Source organism: Pseudomonas sp. LTR0 (genome assembly GCF_036630035.1).
GTDB classification, from domain to species: domain Bacteria; phylum Pseudomonadota; class Gammaproteobacteria; order Pseudomonadales; family Pseudomonadaceae; genus Aquipseudomonas; species Aquipseudomonas putida_Y.
Window position 1 is genome coordinate 4,650,911 of the sequence record NZ_CP123734.1, and the last position, 22,545, is coordinate 4,673,455.

A 22,545-nucleotide genomic window follows, 5' to 3' on the forward strand; every position below is an offset into this window, starting at 1 on the left:
AGCAATTCGTGTGGGAGCTCATCAGCAGGCTGATGTCGTCGATTAAGGAGGTGATCCAGCCGCAGGTTCCCCTACGGCTACCTTGTTACGACTTCACCCCAGTCATGAATCACACCGTGGTAACCGTCCTCCCGAAGGTTAGACTAGCTACTTCTGGTGCAACCCACTCCCATGGTGTGACGGGCGGTGTGTACAAGGCCCGGGAACGTATTCACCGCGACATTCTGATTCGCGATTACTAGCGATTCCGACTTCACGCAGTCGAGTTGCAGACTGCGATCCGGACTACGATCGGTTTTGTGAGATTAGCTCCACCTCGCGGCTTGGCAACCCTCTGTACCGACCATTGTAGCACGTGTGTAGCCCAGGCCGTAAGGGCCATGATGACTTGACGTCATCCCCACCTTCCTCCGGTTTGTCACCGGCAGTCTCCTTAGAGTGCCCACCATTACGTGCTGGTAACTAAGGACAAGGGTTGCGCTCGTTACGGGACTTAACCCAACATCTCACGACACGAGCTGACGACAGCCATGCAGCACCTGTGTCAGAGTTCCCGAAGGCACCAATCCATCTCTGGAAAGTTCTCTGCATGTCAAGGCCTGGTAAGGTTCTTCGCGTTGCTTCGAATTAAACCACATGCTCCACCGCTTGTGCGGGCCCCCGTCAATTCATTTGAGTTTTAACCTTGCGGCCGTACTCCCCAGGCGGTCAACTTAATGCGTTAGCTGCGCCACTAAAATCTCAAGGATTCCAACGGCTAGTTGACATCGTTTACGGCGTGGACTACCAGGGTATCTAATCCTGTTTGCTCCCCACGCTTTCGCACCTCAGTGTCAGTATCAGTCCAGGTGGTCGCCTTCGCCACTGGTGTTCCTTCCTATATCTACGCATTTCACCGCTACACAGGAAATTCCACCACCCTCTACCGTACTCTAGCTTGCCAGTTTTGGATGCAGTTCCCAGGTTGAGCCCGGGGCTTTCACATCCAACTTAACAAACCACCTACGCGCGCTTTACGCCCAGTAATTCCGATTAACGCTTGCACCCTCTGTATTACCGCGGCTGCTGGCACAGAGTTAGCCGGTGCTTATTCTGTCGGTAACGTCAAAACAGCAAGGTATTAGCTTACTGCTCTTCCTCCCAACTTAAAGTGCTTTACAATCCGAAGACCTTCTTCACACACGCGGCATGGCTGGATCAGGCTTTCGCCCATTGTCCAATATTCCCCACTGCTGCCTCCCGTAGGAGTCTGGACCGTGTCTCAGTTCCAGTGTGACTGATCATCCTCTCAGACCAGTTACGGATCGTCGCCTTGGTGAGCCATTACCCCACCAACTAGCTAATCCGACCTAGGCTCATCTGATAGCGCAAGGCCCGAAGGTCCCCTGCTTTCTCCCGTAGGACGTATGCGGTATTAGCGTTCCTTTCGAAACGTTGTCCCCCACTACCAGGCAGATTCCTAGGCATTACTCACCCGTCCGCCGCTGAATCAAGGAGCAAGCTCCCGTCATCCGCTCGACTTGCATGTGTTAGGCCTGCCGCCAGCGTTCAATCTGAGCCATGATCAAACTCTTCAGTTCAATACTGCTTGGGTTTTTAAGAAACCCTAAACTTGGCTCAGCAATCTCAAATGACTATGTGATTTCTCGCATGGTCACTTGTGATGCTGATAATCTTTTTGACTATCAGTCCGTACTCACAAGCACCCACACGAATTGCTTGATTCGATTTGTTAAAGAGCGTTTGGTTAAGAGCTTTTCGTCTCAACCGAGGCGCGCATTCTACGCTTTCCTCAGAGCCTGTCAAGCGTTTATTTTGAAGTTTTTTGCGAGAAACTCGTTTAGCTTCAAACACTTGGCTCGCTGCGATCTCTCGTAGCGGGAGGCGAATCATACAGCACTTAGAAGCACTGTCAACCACCTTTTCAACCGCTTTCGATCATTCGATCGTAGCCCCTCCAGTTTTTGCCTTAACTACTTAACTCGTTGAATATCAAGGAGTTTTTCGTTCCGATGTCGCTGGAAGTGGGGCGCATTATAAGGGGATTCGAAAGCGCGTCAACCTTTAATTTCATTTATTTGGAATATTCCAGGTGAAGACCGTATCAAAGCCACCAGGTGCTCGCCGCAACACATTCAGCGCCTGTGAGATCGAGCGCCGCCCGCGCGGCGCATCGCGAGCTGCGCTCGCTCCTACGTTTGTTTCGGGCCAATTATTTCTGGGGGATTTGCGCGCGAACGCCTTGGCGCATGGCGCGATATCGCATCGTACAAACAAGCGCATCGCGAGCTGTCGCTCGCTCCTACGTTTGTTTCGGGCCTATTATTTCTGGGGATTTGCGCGCGAGCGCCTTGGCGCATGGCGCGATATCGCGTCGTACAAACAAGGCGGTCGCGCGCGCCTATCACAGGCGTGACTGGCCCGAAACAAACGTAGGAGCGAGCGCAGCTCGCGATGCGCCGCGCGGGCGGCGCTCGATCTCACAGACACCAGAGAAACAAAGGCGGGCCCCCTCCACAGCCATTGCTATCTCAAGACAGGCCCGTGGCAGCCCCACCCCCTCTCAAACCGCCCTACCCTGCCTCCTGGCAACCCTGGGAAGAGCCCGCGCAACAGCAGGTATCCGCAACACCATCAACACAGCCCCAATAAACGCATAGATCGACCATTCCCGAAGGTCGGAACGCACGATCCAGAGGAAATGCAGCAAGCCCAACCCAAGCACCGCATACACCAACCTATGCAGCTTCTTCCACCGCGCCCCCAGCCGCCGTTGGCTGTACCGGTTAGAGGTAACCGCCAACGCCAGCAAACCCAGGAAGCCCAGCGCCCCCACAATAATGTAGGGCCGCTTGCTGAGTTCCACCGCCAACTGCCCCCAATCCAGCCCAAGAATGAAAAACAGGTAAGCCAGTATGTGCAGCACTATATAAGCGAACACCCACAACCCCAGCTGCCGGCGAACCACGATCCAGCCAGACCAGCCCGTCAACTTCTGCAGAGGGGTCATGCTCAAGGTCACCAGCAAGAAGGTAAGCGCCCCGAGCCCAAGGCGGTCCATCATGATCTTCCCGGGGTCAGGCCCCAGCAGGTTCATCGCTGCTTCATATAGCCACCACATCGGAAACAGGCAGCCTACGACGAAGATGGCCAAACGAAACCAGGGGTAACGCATCAGTAGTTCTTCCGCAGATCGAGCCCGGCATAGAGCGACGCCACTTCATCAGCATAGCCATTGAACATCTGGGTCTCCCGCACGTTGGGACTGAACAGTCCGCTGGGCAAGCGACGTTCGCGCGCCTGACTCCAGCGCGGGTGGTCGACTGTAGGGTTCACATTGGCATAGAAGCCATATTCATCCGGCGCCAGCCCTTCCCAGGTAGTACCGGGCTGCTCCGCTACCAGGCTGATGCGCACAATCGACTTGATGCTCTTGAAGCCATACTTCCAAGGCACCACCAGACGCAACGGCGCGCCGTTCTGGTTGGGCAACTCCCGGCCGTACATACCCACCGCGAGAATTGCCAACGGGTGCATCGCCTCATCCAGGCGCAACCCTTCTCTATAAGGCCAGTCGATCAAGGCGAATCCTGAGCGCTGCCCGGGCATATGCTGCGGATCGTTCAGCGTTTCGAAACGCACATAACGCGCCTTGGAAGTAGGCTCGACCTGCTTGAGCACCTGAGCCAAAGGGAACCCCAGCCACGGAATGACCATCGACCACGCCTCAACACAGCGCAGCCGATAGATCCGCTCCTCAAGCTGATAGGGTTTGACGAAGTCCTCCAGTGCATAGCGTCCGGGTTTGCCAACCTCACCATCCACCACAACAGACCACGGTTCGGTCTTCAGGCTGTCGGCATTGGCCGCCGGGTCGCCCTTGTCGGGCCCGAACTCGTAGAAGTTGTTGTAGTGAGTGGCATCCTTGAATGGCGTGATCGCCTCGTCCTTCACCGTCACCGCTTGCCAGTGCGTGGCCGCGAGCTTTTCAGTGAACCAGGCTGGTGCGACCCCAGCCTGCACATCAGCATAACGGGACACTTGCGCCGCGCCCACCCCGCCCGGTAATGCGCCTAGCGCCAAGCCAGCCAATGAGCCGCCCAGCAGGGTACGACGGGAAAGGTAAATGCCTTCGGGGGTGATCTCCGACGCCTTGCACTCGGAAGACCTGGGAAGCTTGATAAGCATGAACGGCTCCATAGCACTGAGTAACGGATGTACCAGTAAGACTATGGAGCCGTGAGGTTATTCCAGCGTTAAGTGATTTTCACACTTTGCGACGGCGTGCCTTCAGCAGGAACTGGATCGGCCCCGATGCTGCATAGGCAAGGAAGATCAACAGAAGGATACGCGGAGGGTCGCTGAACACGACGGCAAACACCAGCACCACCGCCAGGATCGCCACGAACGGCACGCGCCCCTTGAGGTCCAGCTCCTTGAAGCTGTTGTACTTGATGTTGCTGACCATCAGCATGCCAGCAGCAGCCACCAACAGCGCCACCAGGAACGACAGCTTGGAGCCCTGAATGCCATAGTCGCTGAACGCCCATACGGTGCCCGCCACCACACCGGCGGCAGCCGGGCTGGCCAGACCGATGAAGTAGCGCTTGTCGGCGGTACCGACCTGGGTATTGAAACGCGCCAGGCGCAACGCGGCACCGGCCACATAGATGAATGCAACCATCCAGCCGACCTTGCCCATGTCACCCAGCGCCCAGCCGAAGGCCAGCAAAGCCGGGGCCACGCCGAAGGCGACCATATCCGATAGCGAGTCATACTCGGCACCGAAGGCACTCTGGGTGTTGGTCATGCGCGCAACGCGGCCGTCCAGACCGTCGAGCACCATGGCCACGAAAATGGCGATAGCGGCAAAAGCGAAGTACTTGCTCGCCTCGCGCGGGTCGCCGGCACTCAGGGCGCTCTGTGCGCTCATCGAGCTGATGATGGAATAGAAACCGGCAAACAGGTTGGCGGTGGTAAACAGGTTGGGCAGCAGGTAGATGCCGCGGTGGCGCACCTTACGGCCTTCGGCGTCATGCCCTTCTTCAACGTGCTCATCGACAGGTAGCAGGCTTTCGGCGTCGGAGGGCTTGTTCGGCTCTTCGGGACGTTCGCTCATGGAGGGTACCTTGCAACAGGATGGAAAATGTTCGACACGGGCCCGCGAAACAGGTTCTGACAGCGAGCCACTGGTCTGCTTTATACCAGAAGCGGGATGCCAGAACGAAAAAACGCGGCCAAAGCCGCGTTTTTCATCTTTCGATAAGACTTAGTTCTTGGTCTTGTCGACGATTTTGTTAGCCGAGATCCACGGCATCATCGAGCGCAGCTGCTCACCGATGATTTCGATGCCGTGAGCGGCGTTGTTGCGACGCTTGGCGGTCATCGATGGGTAGTTGGTAGCACCTTCGGAGATGAACATCTTCGCGTACTCGCCGTCCTGGATGCGCTTCAGAGCATTGCGCATGGCCTTGCGGGATTCTTCGTTGATGACTTCCGGACCAGTCACGTACTCACCGTATTCGGCGTTGTTGGAGATCGAGTAGTTCATGTTGGCGATGCCGCCTTCGTACATGAGGTCTACGATCAACTTCAGCTCGTGCAGGCACTCGAAGTAGGCCATTTCCGGCGCGTAGCCAGCTTCGACCAGGGTTTCGAAACCGGCTTTGACCAGTTCGACAGTACCGCCACACAGAACAGCCTGCTCACCGAACAGGTCGGTTTCGGTTTCGTCCTTGAAGGTGGTTTCGATGATGCCGGTGCGGCCACCACCCACGCCCGAAGCGTAGGACAGCGCGACATTCTTGGCGTTGCCGGAAGCGTCCTGGTAGATAGCGATCAGGTCAGGGATGCCGCCGCCTTTGACGAACTCGGAACGAACGGTGTGGCCCGGGGCTTTCGGCGCGATCATGATCACGTCGAGGTCGGCACGCGGAACAACCTGGTTGTAGTGGATCGAGAAACCGTGCGAGAAGGCCAGGGTAGCGCCCTTCTTGATGTTCGGCTCGATTTCGTTCTTGTACAGAGTGCCCTGGAATTCGTCCGGGGTCAGGATCATGACCAGGTCAGCCGCAGCGACAGCGGTAGCAACATCAGCAACTTTCAGGCCGTGAGCTTCAGCCTTGGCAACGGTAGCCGAACCTTTACGCAGACCGACGGTAACGTCTACACCGGAATCTTTCAGGTTGCACGCCTGAGCGTGGCCCTGGGAGCCGTAACCGATGATGGCGACTTTCTTACCCTGGATGATGGAAAGGTCGCAGTCTTTATCGTAGAAAACTTTCATGAAAATACCCCTGGTTATATCTCGGCCCCTGCGGAGCCATCGCTAATTTTTAAATTTAGATGCTGAGCACTTTGTCGCCACGGGCAATGCCGGTAACGCCGCTGCGCACGGTTTCCAGAATCGATGCAGTGCCGATCGCCTGGATGAAGCTGTCCAGTTTGTCGCTGGTACCGCTCAGCTGCACGGTGTACACGCTGGCGGTCACGTCGACGATCTGGCCGCGGAAGATATCCGTGGTGCGCTTGATCTCGGCGCGCTGGGCACCGGTGGCCTTGACCTTGACCAGCATCAGTTCACGCTCGATGTGAGCGCTTTCCGACAGGTCGACAAGCTTGACCACTTCGACCAGCTTGTTCAGGTTCTTGGTGATCTGTTCGATCACTTCGTCATGGCCAACGGTGGTCAGCGTCAGACGCGACAGGGTCGGATCTTCGGTCGGCGCTACAGTCAGGCTTTCAATGTTGTAGTTGCGCTGGGAGAACAGGCCGACCACACGGGACAACGCACCTGGTTCGTTTTCCAGCAGCAGGGAAATGATGTGCCGCATATCAGGTACGCTCCGTCTTGCTCAGCCACATGTCACGCATCGAGCCATCCTTGATCTGCATCGGATAGACGTGCTCACTGCGGTCAACCGCGATGTCGATGAACACCAGACGGTCCTTCATCGCAAACGCTTCTTCCAGCTTCGGCTTGAGGTCTTTCAGGCTGGTAATGCGGATACCCACATGGCCATAGGCCTCGGCCAGCTTGATGAAGTCAGGCAGCGACTCGACGTATGAGTGCGAATGGCGACCGTTGTAGGCCATGTCCTGCCATTGGCGGACCATGCCCAACACACCGTTGTTCAGGTTGACGATCTTCACCGGCAGGCCGTATTGCATGCAGGTGGACAGCTCCTGGATGTTCATCTGGATACTGCCTTCGCCGGTCACACAGGCCACGTCCTGATCCGGGAAGTTGAGCTTGATGCCCATCGCCGCCGGGAAGCCGAAGCCCATGGTGCCCAGGCCACCGGAGTTGATCCAGCGGTTTGGCTTGTTGAAGCGGTAGTACTGCGCGGCAAACATCTGGTGTTGGCCCACGTCGGAAGTGACGAAGGCATCGCCATTGGTCACTTCGCACAGTGTCTCGATGACTTTTTGCGGTTTGATGACGTTGCCATCGCCCTTGTCGTAAGGGAACAACTCGCCATTGCCACGCCATTCGTCAATCTGCTTCCACCAGGCATCCAGCGCCGCCTTGTCAGGCTGCTCGCCGATTTCCTTGAGGATGCCGAGCATTTCGCTGAGCACGCTGTCGACCGGGCCGACGATCGGCACGTCGGCCTTGATCATCTTCGAGATCGACGCCGGGTCGATGTCGATGTGGATGATCTTGGCATTCGGGCAGAACTTGGCCGGGCCGTTTACAACGCGGTCGTCGAAACGCGCACCGACGGCAAAGATGACGTCGGCATTGTGCATGGCCATGTTGGCGGTGTAGCTGCCATGCATGCCAAGCATGCCGAGGAACTGGCGGTCGGTACCCGGGAAGCCACCCAGCCCCATCAGGGTATTGGTGACCGGCAGGTTCAGCGACTTGGCGATTTCAGTCAGGGCTTCGGAGCCACCGCCGAGGATCACACCGCCACCGGAGTAGACAACCGGGCGCTTGGCAGCCAGAAGCATCTCGGCAGCCTTGCGGATCTGCCCGGAGTGACCGCGGACCGCCGGGCTGTAGGAGCGCAGCTTGACCTTTTTCGGGTAGACGTATTCAAACTTTTCAGCCGGGTTGGTCATATCTTTTGGAATGTCGACCACGACTGGACCTGGGCGACCGGATTGCGCCAGATAAAAAGCTTTTTTCAGAATTTCAGGGATCTCGGTCGGGTTCTTGATCATGAAGCTGTGCTTCACGATCGGCCGCGAGATACCGATCATGTCGGTTTCCTGGAAGGCATCGGTGCCCACCATGGTGCTAGGCACCTGGCCGGACAGGATGACCATCGGAATCGAGTCCATGTAGGCGGTGGCAATGCCGGTAATGGCATTGGTCGCGCCAGGACCGGAGGTTACCAGTACCACACCGGCCTTGCCGGTGGCACGAGCGTAGCCGTCCGCCATATGGGTTGCCGCCTGCTCATGACGAACCAGGATGTGTTCCACTTCCGGTTCTTTGAACAGTGCGTCGTAAACATGCAGGAGAGCACCACCAGGGTACCCGTAGATGTGCTTAACGCCTTCGTCACGCAAGAAGCGGACGACCATCTCAGCGCCAGATAAAAGCTCCACGTTGTTCACCTCTAAAACGCCAGAATACCGCCCTCACTGGACGGGTCTTAATAGGTTTACTGCCAAGCAGAGCATGAGCGAACGTCAGCACTGACTGAGCAAGTATTGGGAGATCCCCAGAGTGTTGCGGGGGTTTCCCACCCAGCGCGAGGTAACGCGTTGCGGGGTGTAACAGGTCGGCGCGGGTGTGCACCTCATGATCTGCTTAGCGGGTCTGCTTCTGGCAGTCCCTCTACAGCGGAAGTTGGATTCTTGTGATTCGGCGCCAACAAGTCAAGAAAAATTATTGCCAATTTTTCCCCAAGATGAATTCCTGCCACCACTAAAAATCGCTTCAGCAGCAGAATTAAGAAGATTTCCAATAAAAAGGGCCACAATCTGCGGCCCTAGAAGGAAAAACTGAAGAAATCAGGCGGAAGGAGCGATCAATTGATCAAAAGCTGCCAACAGGCGCCGTAGCTCACGACTTTGCTCCGGCCGGTCGGTAAACACGGTTTCGGCCATGACAAGGATGCTCGATGCATTGGGCAACGGGTGGCCCAGCTCGATGATGATCTTCATGCGGGGCAGGAAGATCCATTGCAGCCACTGCTCAAAATTGAGGGTATCCACGGCGAACGGCACCGTACTGGCCAGCGCCTCGTCGCTTGGCGGCTCGTCATCCCACCAGCCTTGCACCTGCAGTTCACGCTCGATCAATAGCAGGTGGTCGGCAATATCCAGAATGCGCTGCTCGATCATCACGAATTGACCCGCGCCTTTTGCCGGGCCAGCGCAGCGCCAGCGCTGTCACCCTGCTTTTCACGCGCCTGGGCGATCGTGTTCCATAGCTCTGCCTGCAGGCTTGGGCGGCCGTTGGCGTAGGTCAGAGCGCGACGCGCCAACTGCTCGGCCTGCGCTGCATCACCTTGCGAGAGGCGCACCTGGGCCAGGCGATACAGCACCTGCGGCTCACGCGGAGCAATACGCTGGGCACGCTCCAGGCTCGAGGCGGCACCGTTGAAGTCGCCACTGCCCTGCTGCGTCTGCGCAGTGGTCAGCAACGCCAGCACCGGGCCGTCCAGTTGCTCGTCGGCCGACAGACCACCGGCGGCAGCGCTGCGCGGAATACCGGTGGGCGCACTGGCGCTTTGCGGGGTGTTATTCATCGCGGCAATGTCGAAGGGTTCATCGGCAATCGGGTTGGGATTGGTGGTCATCGGTGCCGAACTGACAGGGCCTGGAGTGATGGGCCCTGGAGTGATCGGCGCTGCGCCATTGTTCGCCGGGAACGTCTGGATGCCCGAAGCACCTGCGCCCTGCGGGATCATCACGGTGACGCCGGAATCCTCCGGCAGCGTCTGCGCCTGGGCGGTGCCGGTGTTATAGCCACCCGCCGAGCGGTTGGCCGTCACGCGCTCGCTGTTGGACACGCGGGTGCTCGAATCGACCACCGGAATATTGCCACGCGGGACGCTGGAGCACCCCTGGAGCACAGCCAACGCCGTCACGGCAGGAAACAGCCACTTGTTCACGTCACACCTCATCAATGCAGCCTGTGCTTAATTCATCCAGCCCTTGACCCAGTCCATTACCGATTCGACTGGATCCTGCTCGCCGCCACAGGTTGCGCCGGCCGGCGGCTCACTCCCGCGAATATACGGCATCTGCACCGCTCCCGGACAGCTGGCATCAGACCCATGGCCAGTGTACGGGTCGATCCAGGCCTGCACCACGTTGTCCGGTTGCGGCATATCCAGTGGCAGCGGGTCGGCCTTCTTCATGAAACTGGTCCACACCTGCAAGGCTCCGGTGGCGCCGGTAAACGGTGTCTTGCCGTTATCGTCACGGCCCATCCACACCACGGCCAGCAGATCCTGACTGAAGCCGGAGAACCAGCTGTCACGCGAGTCGTTACTGGTACCGGTCTTGCCCGCCAAGGTCAGCGAGCGTGGCAAGGTGTTGTACACCGAGCGCCCGGTACCTTCGCGCATTACGCGCTGCATGGCGTTCTGCACCAGGTAGATGGCACCCGGGTCGAAGGTTTGCTGGATCTGGAACGGGTAGCGCTTGAGCGGCTCGCCCTCGGCGGTGAGCACGCTGCGGATACCGCGCATCGGCGTGTTGAAGCCACCGTTGGCGATGGTCTGATACATGGTTGCCACCTGCATCGGCGACATGCCACCAGCGCCCAGCAACATGGCCGGGAACGCTGGCCAGTCGACATTTACCCCCAACCGACCAATAGTCTTGATCACGTTCGGCACGCCCACTTCCAGGCCGAGCTTGGCGGTCGACAGGTTGTACGAGTTGGCCAGCCCCTGGTACAGGTAGATAGTGCCGTGCGGGCGACGGTCATAGTTTTGCGGGCGCCAGACTTGGCCGTCAGCCCCCTTGACCGAAAATGGCTCGTCCTGCACCCAACTGGTCAGGGTGTACTTGCTCGGCTGCTCCAGCGCAGTCAGGTATACCGATGGCTTGACCAGCGAGCCGATCGGCCGCACGGCATCGATGGCCCGGTTGAAGCCGGCGAAGCCTGCCTGGCGGCTACCGATCAGCGCCTGTACTTCACCGGTCTCAGGGTTGGTCACGACCATTGCCGCTTCCACCTCGTCAGCCCCCTTGCGGCCCGCCAGGCGCTTGAAGGTCTCTCTCATCGAGGTTTCGGCCTTCATCTGAAGGATCGGGTCGAAGCTGGTAAAGATGCGCAGGCCTTCTTCGGTCAAGTCTTCGTCGCGGTAGTCCTGACGTAGCTGTCGCTTGACCAGGTCAAGGAAGGCCGGGAACGAGCTGTCGGCCAGGCTGCCACGCTTGGTTACGCCCAGCGGCATTTTCTTCGCCGCATCGACTTCTGCCTGGCTGGCCACGCCCTGCTCGGCCACCAGGTCGAGCACCAGGTTGCGGCGCGCCAGGGCGCGCTCGGGGTGACGCCGCGGGTTGTAATAGGACGGCCCTTTGACCATGCCCACCAGCAGGGCGATCTGATGCAGTTTCAGCTCGGACAACGGCTGGCTGAAGAAGAACTGGCTAGCCAGGCCAAAGCCGTGCACGGCGCGTTGACCGTCTTGACCGACGAACACCTCATTGAGGTAGGCCTCAAGGATTTCGCGCTTGTCGTAATGCAGTTCGAGCAGTATCGCCATCATCGCCTCGGTCAGCTTGCGGCTGAGGCTGCGCTCGCTGCTGAGGTAGAAGTTCTTCACCAACTGCTGGGTCAGGGTACTGCCACCCTGGCGCATGGAACCGGACGAAGTATTGACCCACATGGCCCGGGCGATGGACTTGGGCGACACGCCGTAGTGGCTGTAGAAGTCGCGGTCTTCCGTGGCCACCAGGGTTTCGAGCAGATACTTGGGGACCTGATCGATCTTGATCAGGATGCGGTCTTCAAGGTTTTTCGGGTAGATGCCGCCGATCATCAGCGGCTCCAGGCGCACCACGTCAAGCGCCTTGCCGTTGGCGCCGGAAAGGCCCGCAACGTAGTCGCCAGAGAAGCGCACGCGGACGAACTGCGCCGGCTCCATGCCCTCGTAGAACTGGAAGCCACGGGTATTGAGGTCGACGGTATTGCCGTTGACGGACGCAGCGCCGGGGCCGTTAGCCGCGCTCTCGCGACGGTAGCCGAGGGCATCGAGCTCGGTGAGGAAGTCGCTCTTGCTCAACTTCTGGCCGGTGAACAGCTCCAGCGGCCGGGCATACACTTTGGCCGGGATGGTCCAGCGCTTGCCGGAGAACTTTTCCTGGACGACGGCATCGAGGTAAACCGCGAAGCCGGCGACTATCACCAGGCCTACCAGGCTGAGCTTCAAAGCCCAGCCCAGCCAGGCGCGGGAGCGGCCGGTCGGGCGTTTCTGAGGGGTACGGGAATTTCGGGTTCGGGTCATGGCGGCGGATTATACGCACTTTATAAAGGCTGGGCAGACGGCCCGGCGGTAGGCAGGGACGGCACCATTGACCATAATGGCGCATTCGAATTCCCTTGCCCCGGAAGGATTTGCCGTGAGCCAAGCTCTTATTACTGCGTTGCAGAACCCTGCCCTGTACCCTCACCCCGTGGATGGGTTTCAGCTCATCGAGACGCATATCTCCTGGGTCCTGCTCACTGGCGAGTACGCCTACAAGGTCAAGAAACCGATGAATTTCGGCTTCCTGGACTTCACCGGGCTGGACCAGCGCCGGCATTTCTGTAACGAAGAGTTGCGCCTGAACCAGCGCCTGACCGAAGGCCTGTATCTGGAAGTGCTGCCGATCACCGGTAGCGTCGACGCACCGCAGTTCGGTGGCGAAGGTGAAGCCATCGAGTACGTGCTGAAGATGCGCCAGTTCCCTCAGGGCCAGATGCTCAACACCCTGCAGGCCAATGGCGAGCTGAACGCCACGCACATCGACCAGATGGCCCGGCAGATTGCCGAGTTTCACCTGCAGGCCCCACGTGTGCCGATGGAGCACCCGCTGGGCACGCCAGACAGCGTGATGGCCCCGGTGGAGCAGAACTTCGAGCAAATCCGCCCATTCCTCAGCGACAAAGCCGATCTGCAGCAACTCGACGCCCTGCAGGCCTGGGCCCGCAGCAGCTTCGAGCGCCTGCACGGCCTGCTGGAAAAGCGCAAGGCCAATGGCTTCATCCGTGAGTGCCACGGTGACATCCACCTGGGCAACGCCACCTTGATCGATGGCAAGGTAGTGATCTTCGATTGCATCGAGTTCAACGAGCCTTTCCGACTGACCGACGTCTACGCCGACACCGCCTTCCTGGCCATGGACCTGGAAGACCGAGGCCTGAAATGCCTGGCCCGGCGCTTCATCAGCCAGTACCTGGAACTGACGGGGGACTATGAAGGCCTGGAACTGCTCAACTTCTACAAGGCCTACCGTGCGCTGGTGCGGGCCAAGGTCGCACTGTTCAGCATGCCGGCCGATGCTGATGGCGTGCAACGTGCCACCACCCTGCGCACCTACCGCAATTACGCCAACCTGGCCGAAAGCTACAGTGCCATCCCGTCGCGGCTGCTGGCCATCACCCATGGCGTTTCGGCGGTGGGCAAAAGTCACGTGGCCATGCGCCTGGTCGAGGCCTTGGGTGCTGTGCGCGTGCGTTCGGACGTGGAGCGCAAGCGCCTGTTCGGCGAACAACAACAGGCCGACGCCGGCCAACTGAGCACGGGCATCTATGACCAGGACGCCAGCGCTGCGACCTACCTGCGCCTGCACGAGATAGCTGCGACCGTGCTGCGCGCCGGCTTCCCGGTGGTGCTGGACGCCACCTACCTCAAGCATGAGCAGCGCCAGGCTGCGGCAGACGTTGCCAGCCAGACCGGAGTGCCGTTCCTCATCCTTGACTGCCACGCGCCAGAGGCGGTCATCGCCAGTTGGCTGGAGCAGCGCCAGGCCGAAAACAGCGACCCGTCGGATGCCACGCTGGAGGTGATCAAGGCCCAGCAGGCAGGCCGTGAGGCGCTGGATGCGCAGGAGCTGGTGCACAGCACACGCGTCGATACCCAAACTGCCGGCAGCATGGACCAGGTGATCGAGCAGATTCGCCAGCGATTGCCTGGCCTGTAAGTTCGTCATCTTCCTGTGCCTGCCGGCAAAAGGGCAGGCACAGGCCGCTCATCATCCGATGGCAAAAAGCCGCGTATTCCCGAACCCCCGCTACACTCCTCTCTGACCCTGCTCGCGATTTATCCCCCATTCCCGTTCAGCCATCGCAAGGAGGCTCGATGAACGATGAATTGCAGCATCTGAAGAACCTTGGCAAGACTTCTGCGCAGTGGCTGCATGCAGCCGGCATCCACAGTGCATCGGATTTGCGCCGCCTGGGCGCGGTGGGTGCGTACCAGGCCGTGAAAACACGAGGGTTCCGTGCATCGAAGGTGCTGTTGTATGCCATTGAAGGCGCCCTGCTGGACATGCACTGGAACGATTTGCCGCTCGAACGCAAGGAAGCACTCAACCAACAATTGGACGCGAAAAAACCTACGCAGAAAAACCAAAATAATCAGGGTAAAGGGATTGACGGCTAAATGAGAATTGTTATGATTATCGCAACTGGTCGCGAGACTGGTTGGATAAGCTAAGAGACCTTGGTTCGGACTCTCAGATTATCTCCTCATCAGGCTAATCACGGTTATTGACCCGGCAATTTGCCGGGTCTTTTTTTGCCTGTGCTTTTCAAGGATCAACGCCGCAACTGCGCACAATAATCCTGCTCCGGCATCGCTGCCGTGTACCACACATAATCAGCCTCGCCAGGCTCGATTCGCTCGCCTACCTCAGCCAGCAGCAATACCTTGCTCTCCCCCGATGCCTCTAGGTCAGCCAGATGCAAGGGTATGCCCAAGTCCTTGCGCACGTGGTAAGCCCCGGCAAACAACAGTGCCGGTTGCGGCGCCGCCTGCAAACGCTCGGCCATGCGCCGGTCGCGCTGCTGCTGAACGGCCAACATCGCCGGTAACTGGCTTTCCGGCAGCATCCCGCAATGCCCGGCGCGCACCTGTTCCAGCAAGGCAGCCTTTACCGCGGGTGCATTGGACTTTTCGCCCTGCACCGGAGCCGGTTGTCGATAGGCCTGACGCATCTCGGCGGGCGAAAGGTTGGCTGCCAGCAACGTCACCCGATGCTGCAAGGCTTCGGTGACAATCGGCCCGTACAACTGCCAATCCCAGCCCTCCTGCCAGGCCAGCGCCTTGGGCAAGTCTTCCGGCAAAGGCTGCCCCATCAGCTTGTCCACCCGTGACTGCTGTTCGGGCTGCAGCATTTCCAGCAACAGGCTGCCCTGAGTACGCTGGCTTTGAAGAGCGCGCAGCAGCCATAGCTGCAGCGCGTGATGGTCAGGGTTGTCGTGTTTCTCGCCGACAAGCACGCGGGGGGCGACAGCCAGGCGATGCACCAGCTTTTCGGGGCTTATGACCTGCTCATTGGACAGATCGACAATCTTACCCAGCTCGGCGTGGGTGCGACCTTCGCTACTCTGCCAGGCGGGCAACGGCGGCAGGCTGGCCTGACAACCGCCCAGCGCCAGTACCAGGCACAGCGAGAAACCAGACAGCAGCGGGTGTCGCATCGGCAGTTACTCCATGTCATCCACAATTTGAATGGCCTTCCCCGAGGGGGCGGATCTGTCGCGAGACAAGGCCGCTTCCACACAGGCCGTGCATGGCTTGAGAATCAACGGGTGATGATCAGCGGATGCCCGCGCTCGGGGTGCGCTTGCACCAGTACGTCGATACCGTACACCGCCTTCAGTGCCGCCGGGGTCAGTACCGCGTCGGGTGTGGCAAACGCGTGGCAACGCCCCTGCTCCAGCAACAGGATGCGATCACAGTAACGCGCCGCCAGGTTCAGGTCATGCAGGATCACCAACACTGCAGCACCGCAGTCGGCGAAACGACGTACGGCTTCCAGGGTGGTGTGCTGATGCAGTGGGTCGAGCATCGAGGTCGGTTCGTCGAGCAGCAACGTGGCCCCCTCCTCGCCCGGCCATAGCTGCGCCAGCACGCGGGCCAGGTGCACCCGTTGCCGCTCGCCACCGGAAAGCGCCAGGTAACTGCGCTCCACCAGGTGCCAGGCATCTGCCGCCTGCAACGCCGCCTCGACAATTTCCGCATCACGCCGCTGCCCGGTGCCATGAGGCATGCGCCCCATACCGACCACTTCCTCGACCCGAAACGAGAAACTCAGGCTGGACACCTGTGGCAACACTGCCAGGCGCCTTGCCCGTTCCTGCCCAGCCCAATCGGCCAGGGGGCGGCCCTGCAGCGTCACCCGCCCGCGGCCGGGCGCCAGTTCACCGCACAGCACACTCAGCAGGCTGCTCTTGCCGGCACCGTTGGGACCAAGCACACCCACTACCTGCCCCGGAGGCAACTGCAGGTGAATGTCGTGAAGCACCTCATTGCTACCCCTGCGCAGATACAGGCCCTCTACTTGCAACATCAGCCGCGTCCTCGCATCAGCAGGAACAGGAAGAACGGCGCACCAATGAAGGCCGTGACGATACCAATCGGCAGCTCGGCAGGCGCCAACAGCAGCCGCGCCGCAAGGTCGGCGAACAACATCAGCACACCGCCGGCCAGCAGCGAGGCTGGCAGCACCACACGGTGATCGGGGCCGGCCAGCAGGCGTACCAGGTGCGGCACTACCAGGCCGATGAAGCCGATCAACCCGGCTGCAGCCACTGCCGCCCCAACCCCCAGTGCCGTGCAGAACACCAGCTCACGCTTGAGCCGCTCCACGTCAACGCCCAGGTGACGCGCCTCAGACTCACCCAACAACAGGGCATTCAGCGCCTTGGCCCGGCGCGGCAACCACACCGCAACCCCTGTCGCCACCAGCAACAATGGCCACAGTCGCTCATAGCTGGCGCCATTGAGGCTGCCAAGGTTCCAGAATGTCAGCGTGCGCAAGGTGGCATCATCGGCCAGGTAAGAGAACAGCCCCACGGCCGCGCCACCCAGCGCGGTCATGGCCACGCCAGCCAGCAGCATCGTGGCAACGTTGGTCTGGCCATCGCGGCGCCCCAGGCGGTAGACCAGCGCAGTTACCCCAAGCCCGCCGACAAAAGCGCAGAACGACAGCAGATAAGGCGCGAAAGCATCCGGCATGCCGCCAAGCCAGGCGCCGCCAACAATGGCAACCGCAGCCCCCACTGCGGCACCGGCGGCAACACCTACCAGCCCGGGGTCGGCCAGCGGGTTGCGGAACAGCCCCTGCATGGCCACCCCGGACAGAGCCAGCACCGCGCCCACCGCCAAGCCCAACAGGGTGCGCGGCAGGCGGATCTGGCCAAGGATCATCTCGGCCTGCTGCAGGCCATCTTCGGAAACAGGCAGCCCCAGCAGACGCAGGCCAGCGCGCAGCGTATCAAACATCGGCAGGCTGACTGGCCCCAACGCCAGTGACAGCCAGATCGCCAACAGGCACAACAGGCTCAGGCTAATGAACAACGTACGTGGCTGGACCCGCTGTTTCATTGCGCGAAGCTGGCCTGAGCAAGGGGGTAGAAGGTGGCTGCCAGCGACTGCAAGGTCGCCGGTAGCCGAGGCCCAAGCCCGCCGACCAACAGCGTCGGGTCCAGTGAGACCAGGCGTTTCTCACGCACGGCCCGCGAGGCCGCCAGTGCGGGGTTTTCTTTCAACAGCGCCTGCAACGCCTGCTCATCGGCCAGCGCCCGGTCGGAAAACACGATCACATCCGGGTCAAGCGCCGCCAAGGCTTCGTTGGAGAAGTTCTTGTAACCTTGGTGCGCGGCCAGGTTACGCCCACCCGCCTGGCTCAGCAGCCAGTCACCGGCAGTGCCTTGCCCCGCGATCAGCGGCTTGGCCCCGGCATGGCCGACCAGCAGCAACACCCCAGGAGCCTGCTGCCCGGCCTGGGCCAGCTTGACGTTGGCATGCAACGCATCGAGCCGCTGGCGGTAGTCCGCTGCAAGCGTGGACGCTTGCTGCTCTGAGCCGAGCAACTTCCCAAGATGCCTGAGGTTTTCATCTACCGCCGGCAGCTCGGCTTTGCTGGAGAACAACTCAACCCGCACGCCGGCCTTGCGGATTTGCGCCAGTACCGGTGGCGGGCCCATTTCCTCGGTGCCCACCAGCACATCCGGGCGCAGGCTGAGAATGCCTTCGGCCGACAGCTGTCGCTGATAACCCACACTGGGCAACGATTTCAACGAGGCCGGGTGCTGGCTGGTAGTGTCCACACCGACCAGGCGCGCTTCACCCCCCAATGCGGTTATCCACTCGCTCAAGGCGCCACCCGCGCTAACCCAGCGTTGCGGCAGCTCGGCTGCCAAGGCTTGGGTAGAGAGCACAAGGCTTGCACACAAAGCGAGAAAAGCAGTTGGACAGCGCATCATCGGGTTCCTTCTGAAGACGGCTACACGCCTTGTGGCGAGCGGCGGAACTGCGCACCATAGACAGCCAGGCGCAGCGAACGCGATCAATTTGATAATTATTCGCATTGAAGCGTCAAGCCAACATATGTTCCACGAGCCATCCTTGCCATGCACTTCCTTTGTACATCCCTCGGCCTGGCCGAGGGCCAAAGCCGCGCCTTCAGCGTAGACGGCCTCGAATTGTTCGGCGTACGCCGCCAAGGTCAGGTGTACCTGTACCGCAACCGCTGCCCGCACCGGGACATCCCACTGAACTGGGCAGACGACGCGTTTCTGGATGACAGCGCCAGCCTCATCCACTGCGCCCATCACGGTGCGCTGTTCCTGATAGAAAGCGGCGAATGCGTGGCAGGGCCCTGCGAGGGTGAGCAACTGCAGCCCCTGGGCTGCCACGAAGACAGCCAGGGCATCTGGTTCAAGGGGTAAGCAGCACCGGCAAGCGGCGATCGATGACGATACCCTCGGCGTCCAGCCGGGTGCCATAGGCCAGCACCTCCACCCCGTCCGCTACTGCAGCGCGCAGCGCCTGGGCGTAGACCATATCGATTTCCTCGGCCGGGCGCACAGCGTCGATACCGGTCAGGTTCACGCAATACAGCTGCACGGCCCGCACGCCCTGCCGGGCCAACGTTGCCAGCTCGCGCAGGTGTTTCGCACCGCGCTGAGTCACCGCATCAGGGAAGGCCGCAACTGCAGTGTCGGGGTAGCCCAGCGTCACACTCTTGACCTCGACATAGGCCGGAGCACCCTCGAACTCCAGCCGAAAGTCGATACGGCTACCTTCCTCGCCATAGGCCACTTCGCGCTTGAGTGCAGTGAAACCGGCCAGTTCAGTGATAGTGCCGGCGCGCAGGGCCTCTTCGACCAATGCATTGGCCCGCCCGGTATTCACGCAGGCCAACCGCCCCTGGGGGGTTTCGCTGATTTCCCAGGTCCCTGGCAGCTTGCGCTTGGGGTCGTTGGAGCGGCTGAACCACACCTGCCCACCTTCACGCATGCAGTTGAGCATGGAGCCGGTATTCGGGCAGTGGATAGTCATCTGCTCGCCGCTGGCCAGTTCGATATCGGCCAGAAAGCGCTTGTAGCGACGCAGCAGGCGGCCCTGCTCGAGTGACGGAGAGAAACGCATCAGCCTTGCCAGCTCCGCAGGCCACGGGCAATACGCTGCACCGCTTCTTCCAGGCGCGGCAGGCTCTGGGTATAAGCGAAGCGCACATGGTGCCCGGCCAGGTGGCGACCAAAGTCCAGGCCCGGCGTGAACGCCACGTGCTCGGTTTCCAGGAAGTGTCGGCAGAATGCGAATGCGTCACCGCCAAAAGCGCTGATATCGGCATACAGGTAGAACGCGCCTTGCGGCTCGACGGCAATGCGGAAACCCAGTTCACGCAGGGCAGGCAGCAGGTAGTCGCGACGGCGGGCGAACTCGGCGCGGCGCTCTTCGAAAATGGCCAGCGCCTCGGGCTGGAAACAGGCCAGCGCGGCATGCTGGGCCATGCTCGGCGCGCTGATGTACAGGTTCTGCGCCAGTTTCTCCAGGTCGGCCACCGCACCGGGCGGGGCCACCAGCCAGCCAAGGCGCCAACCGGTCATGCCGAAATACTTGGAAAAACTATTCAGGACAAAGGCCGAGTCGTCGACTTCCAGCACGCTTGGCGCGTCCATACCGTAGGTGAGGCCGTGGTAGATCTCGTCCACCACCAGATGACCATGCCGCTCATGGGTGGATTTGGCCAGGCAGGCCAACGCTTCGCGCCCCAGCACGGTTCCAGTCGGGTTAGCCGGCGAAGCGACCAGAGCGCCGACGGTGTCCTTGTCCCAGTAGCGCTCAACCAGTTCGGCAGTCAGTTGGTAGTTAACGTCCGGGCCCACCGGTACCAATTGGGCCCCGCCCTCGACCAGGCGCAGGAAGTGACGATTGCACGGGTAACCCGGATCGGCCAGCAGCCAGTGCTTGCCCGGGTCCACCAGCAGGCTGCTGGCCAGCAGCAGCGCGCCGGAGCCACCCGGGGTAACAAGGATGCGCTGCGGGTCGATATTCAGGCCATAGCGCTGCCCATAAAAGCCGGCAATTGCCTCACGCAGTGCCGGCAGACCGCGTGCGGCGGTGTAGCGAGTGTGCCCGGCGGCCAGCGCGGCCTGGCCGGCAGCGACGATGGGTGCAGCCGTGGTGAAGTCCGGCTCGCCGATTTCCAGGTGGATCACGTCGTGCCCGGCCGCCTGCAGCTCGTTGGCCCGGGCCAGCAGCGCCATGACGTGGAAAGGTTCGATGGCGCGGCTGCGCGCACTGTAGGGTTGGGCCATGACCTTCTCTCAATTGGGTCTAAACTGGAGATTCTACCTCTGCACACCACCGAACGTACCGCTCAGGCCAGTGTCAATTAGCAGGATCGGGCGGGGTAGCGCACCCCCGATCTATCTGGTAAGTTCGGCGGCTCGCAGTCGCAGGGCCGGCGGTCGCCGGAGATGGAGCATCCTGCGCATTGGATCAGATGAGTGAGAGGCGGTCTATTCATGTCCACCCTAGAAAAGCAAAAAGCCAACCAGAATCTTTATGGGGTTGCACCCTATCAGGAGACCAAGGGTGAGGAGTACATGGGTGAGCCCATGCGCAAGCACTTCACCAAGATCCTCACTGGCTGGAAGCAAGAGCTGATGGTCGGCGTCGACAAGACCGTTGACCATATGAAAGAAGAGGCAGCCAACTTCGCAGATCCCGCAGACCGGGCATCCCAGGAAGAGGAATTCGCCCTCGAACTGCGCAACCGCGACCGCGAGCGCAAGCTGATCAAGAAAATCGATAAAACCCTGCAGAAGATTCAGGACGAAGAGTACGGCTGGTGCGAGTCGTGCGGCATCGAGATCGGCTTGCGCCGCCTGGAAGCCCGCCCAACCGCCGACCTGTGCTTCGACTGCAAGGAAATTGCCGAGAAAAAGGAAAAAACGGTCGGCAAAGGCTGATCTTTCTTCCACCTGAACGGGGCGCATCATGCGCCCCGTTTCATTTATATGCCCAGCCTGACCATGACCGACTCCAGCTACATCGGGCGCTTCGCCCCCACCCCCAGCGGCTTCCTGCACTTCGGCTCGCTGGTCGCCGCCCTCGCCTCCTGGCTCGATGCCCGCGCCGTCAACGGCCGCTGGCTGCTGCGCATGGAAGACACCGATCCGCCCCGGGAAATGCCCGGCGCCCGCGATGCCATCCTCCAGACGCTGGAACGTTACGGCCTGCACTGGGATGGCGAGGTGGTATTCCAGAGCCAGCGCCACGATGCCTATGCTGCCGTGGTAGACCGCCTGTTCAACATGGGCCTGGCGTACGCTTGCACCTGCTCGCGCAAGCAACTGGAAAGCTACAACGGCATTTACCCGGGCTTTTGCCGCAACGCCGGGCATGCCCGTCAAGGGGCAGCCATCCGCTTGCGGGTGCCGGAGCTGATCTACCGTTTTACCGATCGTGTGCAGGGTGAATACCAGCAACACCTGGGGCGTGAGGTGGGCGATTTCGTCATCCAGCGTCGTGACGGGTTGTACGCCTACCAGTTGGCCGTGGTGCTGGACGATGCCTGGCAGGGTGTTACCGACATCGTGCGTGGCGCCGACCTGCTCGACAATACCCCGCGCCAGCTGTACCTGCAGGAACTGCTGGGCTTCTCACAGCCGCGTTACCTGCATATTCCGCTGATCGTGCAGCCAGATGGGCACAAGCTGGGCAAGTCGTACCGTTCCCCGCCACTGCAGGCGGAACACGCTACCCCCCTGCTGCTGCGGGCACTGCGGGCGCTGGGGCAGGAGACGGATCCGGAACTGCTGTTGGCGACGCCAGCAGAGGTGCTGGCAGTCGCGCGCACGCAGTGGCGGCCGGAAGCGATCGCGCAGCGGACCACGGTGCCGGAGGCTGATTTGCGCTGAACCTTTACCAGCCTCTTCGCGGGCGCGCCCGCTCCCACAGTGTCCTCAATAAACCTAGAGGCAACGCTTTACCTGTAGGAGCGGGTTCACCCGCGAAGAGGCCGGCACATTCATTCCTCCTCTCAAAAACAAAAGCCCAGTAAATTCAAACCCTTGGCTAACACTGTGGATTCCCGCTAGCATCCCCCCTGCCATTTGCGCCAATA

Annotated in this window: 20 protein-coding genes and 1 rRNA gene; 5 read left to right on the forward strand and 16 right to left on the reverse strand. The window is 60.5% G+C overall.

The genetic code is table 11. The features are described 5' to 3' along the window. Positions 1–43: 43 nt before the first annotated feature. From QCL51_RS21355 to mrcB, 10 genes are all read right to left on the reverse strand, one after another. Positions 44–1,580, reverse strand: a 16S ribosomal RNA gene (locus tag QCL51_RS21355). Positions 1,581–2,563: 983 nt separating this feature from the next. Beyond that, complete coding sequence (gene msrQ, locus QCL51_RS21360; RefSeq protein ID WP_084850154.1) at positions 2,564–3,175, reverse strand: protein-methionine-sulfoxide reductase heme-binding subunit MsrQ; 612 nt, start codon at positions 3,173–3,175, stop codon at positions 2,564–2,566. Beyond that, a complete protein-coding gene (gene msrP / locus QCL51_RS21365; protein WP_021784769.1) occupies positions 3,175–4,188 on the reverse strand; it encodes a protein-methionine-sulfoxide reductase catalytic subunit MsrP in 1,014 nt (337 codons plus the stop codon). The genes msrQ and msrP overlap by 1 nt, the downstream gene beginning before the upstream one ends. Before the next feature lie 79 nt (positions 4,189–4,267). After that, positions 4,268–5,119: a CDP-diacylglycerol--serine O-phosphatidyltransferase gene (gene pssA, locus QCL51_RS21370; RefSeq protein ID WP_021784770.1), complete on the reverse strand. Its 852-nt coding sequence runs from the start codon at positions 5,117–5,119 to the stop codon at positions 4,268–4,270. A 150-nt stretch (positions 5,120–5,269) separates the two neighbouring features. Then, entirely contained in the window at positions 5,270–6,286 is a 1,017-nt protein-coding gene (ilvC, locus tag QCL51_RS21375; protein ID WP_021784771.1) for a ketol-acid reductoisomerase, read from the reverse strand. Between the two features lie 55 nt (positions 6,287–6,341). Then, on the reverse strand, positions 6,342–6,833 hold the full coding sequence (gene ilvN / locus QCL51_RS21380) for an acetolactate synthase small subunit (protein WP_003250040.1): 492 nt from the start codon (positions 6,831–6,833) through the stop codon (positions 6,342–6,344). Between the two features lies 1 nt (position 6,834). Then, positions 6,835–8,559, reverse strand: a complete 1,725-nt coding sequence (locus QCL51_RS21385) for an acetolactate synthase 3 large subunit (RefSeq protein WP_028697593.1) — start codon at positions 8,557–8,559, stop codon at positions 6,835–6,837. 408 nt (positions 8,560–8,967) lie between these two features. Continuing rightward, positions 8,968–9,300 (reverse strand): YqcC family protein, encoded by a 333-nt coding sequence (locus tag QCL51_RS21390; RefSeq protein ID WP_021784773.1) that lies wholly within the window; start codon positions 9,298–9,300, stop codon positions 8,968–8,970. Then, positions 9,300–10,085, reverse strand: a complete 786-nt coding sequence (locus tag QCL51_RS21395) for a tetratricopeptide repeat protein (RefSeq protein WP_021784774.1) — start codon at positions 10,083–10,085, stop codon at positions 9,300–9,302. The genes QCL51_RS21390 and QCL51_RS21395 overlap by 1 nt, the downstream gene beginning before the upstream one ends. Before the next feature lie 15 nt (positions 10,086–10,100). After that, positions 10,101–12,422 carry a penicillin-binding protein 1B gene (gene mrcB, locus QCL51_RS21400; RefSeq protein ID WP_338444198.1) on the reverse strand — a complete coding sequence of 774 codons (2,322 nt, stop codon included), beginning with the start codon at positions 12,420–12,422 and terminating at the stop codon, positions 10,101–10,103. A gap of 115 nt (positions 12,423–12,537) precedes the next feature. On the opposite strand from mrcB, the gene QCL51_RS21405 reads away from it, so the two are divergent. Then, positions 12,538–14,100 (forward strand): bifunctional aminoglycoside phosphotransferase/ATP-binding protein, encoded by a 1,563-nt coding sequence (locus QCL51_RS21405; RefSeq protein ID WP_103443762.1) that lies wholly within the window; start codon positions 12,538–12,540, stop codon positions 14,098–14,100. 158 nt (positions 14,101–14,258) lie between these two features. Next, complete coding sequence (locus tag QCL51_RS21410) at positions 14,259–14,561, forward strand: TfoX/Sxy family protein (RefSeq protein WP_021784777.1); 303 nt, start codon at positions 14,259–14,261, stop codon at positions 14,559–14,561. 155 nt (positions 14,562–14,716) lie between these two features. Here QCL51_RS21410 and QCL51_RS21415 read toward each other — a convergent pair whose 3' ends face one another. From QCL51_RS21415 to QCL51_RS21430, 4 genes are all read right to left on the reverse strand, one after another. Further along, entirely contained in the window at positions 14,717–15,601 is an 885-nt protein-coding gene (locus QCL51_RS21415) for a ChaN family lipoprotein (RefSeq protein ID WP_021784778.1), read from the reverse strand. 104 nt (positions 15,602–15,705) lie between these two features. After that, positions 15,706–16,473, reverse strand: coding sequence for a heme ABC transporter ATP-binding protein (locus QCL51_RS21420; protein ID WP_021784779.1), 768 nt, complete (start codon positions 16,471–16,473; stop codon positions 15,706–15,708). Beyond that, on the reverse strand, positions 16,473–17,456 hold the full coding sequence (locus QCL51_RS21425) for an iron ABC transporter permease (protein WP_172402780.1): 984 nt from the start codon (positions 17,454–17,456) through the stop codon (positions 16,473–16,475). The genes QCL51_RS21420 and QCL51_RS21425 overlap by 1 nt, the downstream gene beginning before the upstream one ends. 50 nt (positions 17,457–17,506) lie before the next feature. Beyond that, positions 17,507–18,391: an ABC transporter substrate-binding protein gene (locus tag QCL51_RS21430; protein ID WP_338444200.1), complete on the reverse strand. Its 885-nt coding sequence runs from the start codon at positions 18,389–18,391 to the stop codon at positions 17,507–17,509. 147 nt (positions 18,392–18,538) lie between these two features. Here QCL51_RS21430 and QCL51_RS21435 point away from each other — a divergent pair, with 147 nt between their 5' ends. Further along, on the forward strand, positions 18,539–18,856 hold the full coding sequence (locus QCL51_RS21435; protein ID WP_338444201.1) for a Rieske (2Fe-2S) protein: 318 nt from the start codon (positions 18,539–18,541) through the stop codon (positions 18,854–18,856). Here the strand turns inward: QCL51_RS21435 and sfsA are convergent. Continuing rightward, positions 18,846–19,559 carry a DNA/RNA nuclease SfsA gene (gene sfsA / locus QCL51_RS21440; RefSeq protein ID WP_021784783.1) on the reverse strand — a complete coding sequence of 238 codons (714 nt, stop codon included), beginning with the start codon at positions 19,557–19,559 and terminating at the stop codon, positions 18,846–18,848. The two genes, QCL51_RS21435 and sfsA, sit on opposite strands and share 11 nt — an antisense overlap. Beyond that, a complete protein-coding gene (locus QCL51_RS21445) occupies positions 19,559–20,731 on the reverse strand; it encodes a pyridoxal phosphate-dependent aminotransferase (protein WP_021784784.1) in 1,173 nt (390 codons plus the stop codon). The genes sfsA and QCL51_RS21445 overlap by 1 nt, the downstream gene beginning before the upstream one ends. 210 nt (positions 20,732–20,941) lie before the next feature. Here QCL51_RS21445 and dksA point away from each other — a divergent pair, with 210 nt between their 5' ends. Next, the gene (gene dksA / locus QCL51_RS21450; protein WP_003250009.1) at positions 20,942–21,388 is read left to right on the forward strand and encodes an RNA polymerase-binding protein DksA; all 447 of its coding nucleotides are present in this window, start codon (positions 20,942–20,944) and stop codon (positions 21,386–21,388) included. A gap of 63 nt (positions 21,389–21,451) precedes the next feature. Next, entirely contained in the window at positions 21,452–22,339 is an 888-nt protein-coding gene (gene gluQRS / locus QCL51_RS21455; RefSeq protein WP_338444898.1) for a tRNA glutamyl-Q(34) synthetase GluQRS, read from the forward strand. Positions 22,340–22,545 lie beyond the last annotated feature (206 nt).